Genomic DNA, 993 nt, shown 5'->3' with positions numbered 1-993 from the left:
CACGATTTTGTCGAGGCCGCACTGATGCGGCGGGCCGGATGGGGCATCTACATGCTGCCGACGCTTGGCGGCAGCTACGAAGAGGTGCCGCCATCGCTCCTCGATTTTGCGGCGCGCGATCGACGCTGGTGCCAAGGCAATCTTCAGCATCTCGCTGTCGTGCCGGCGCGAGGTCTGCATTGGGTGTCGCGCCTGCATTTCATGGTGGGAATCGGGGCATATCTGACGGCACCGCTGTGGCTGCTCTTCCTGCTGCTGGGCATGCTGATCTCGCTGCAGGCCCGCTTCGTGCGGCCGGAGTATTTTCCGAAGGGGTTCTCGTTATTTCCGACCTGGCCGGCCCAGGATCCCGTACTCGCCATTTGGGTGTTCGTCGCCACCATGGGTCTGCTGCTGCTACCGAAGCTGCTCAGCCTAATCCTGCTTTGCATGCGGGGTTCGGCGCGACGCCAATTCGGCGGCGCATTGCGAGCCTTGGCCGGACTTTTCGCAGAGATCATCGTATCCGCGCTGATGGCACCGGTGATGATGATCTTTCAGTCGATCGCGGTGGTCGAGATTCTGGCCGGTCGCGATGCGGGCTGGCAGACGCAAAGGCGCGACGACGGCACGGTGGAGCGCCGCGAGCTCTATCGGAAATACGGCGTTCCAACCCTGTGCGGCGTGGCGATGGCGGCAAGCGCCTACGCCGTTTCGCTGCCGCTTCTGCTCTGGATGTCGCCGGTTATCGTCGGACTGCTGTTCGCCGTTCCCATCGGCGCGCTCACCTCCCAGCCCGTCTCGGGCAATTTGTTTGTCACCCCCGAAGAACGAGAGCCGCCTCCGATCCTGCGTCGGGCGAACGAATTGAGCGCGTCGGCGGATGCAGGGATCAAACCCGCGTTGGTGGAGCTGCGCGAAGACCCTGCGCTCCTGACCTTCCATCTCGCGCAGCTGCCGCCCCCCCGCGCCGCCAGGCCCGACATGGTCGACCCCAATCTGGCGGTCGGCCGT

Annotated in this window: 1 protein-coding gene; it reads left to right on the top strand. The window is 64.6% G+C overall.

Annotation, left to right across the window (positions count from 1 at the left end; translation table 11 throughout):
- The coding region (locus tag XH80_RS00555) for a glycosyltransferase family 2 protein (RefSeq protein WP_442869086.1) at nt 1-993 on the top strand (993 nt) is incomplete at both ends.

This window comes from Bradyrhizobium sp. CCBAU 45384 (genome assembly GCF_028128665.1).
GTDB lineage: Bacteria > Pseudomonadota > Alphaproteobacteria > Rhizobiales > Xanthobacteraceae > Bradyrhizobium > Bradyrhizobium manausense.
This window is presented reverse-complemented; position numbering and strand designations above follow the sequence as displayed.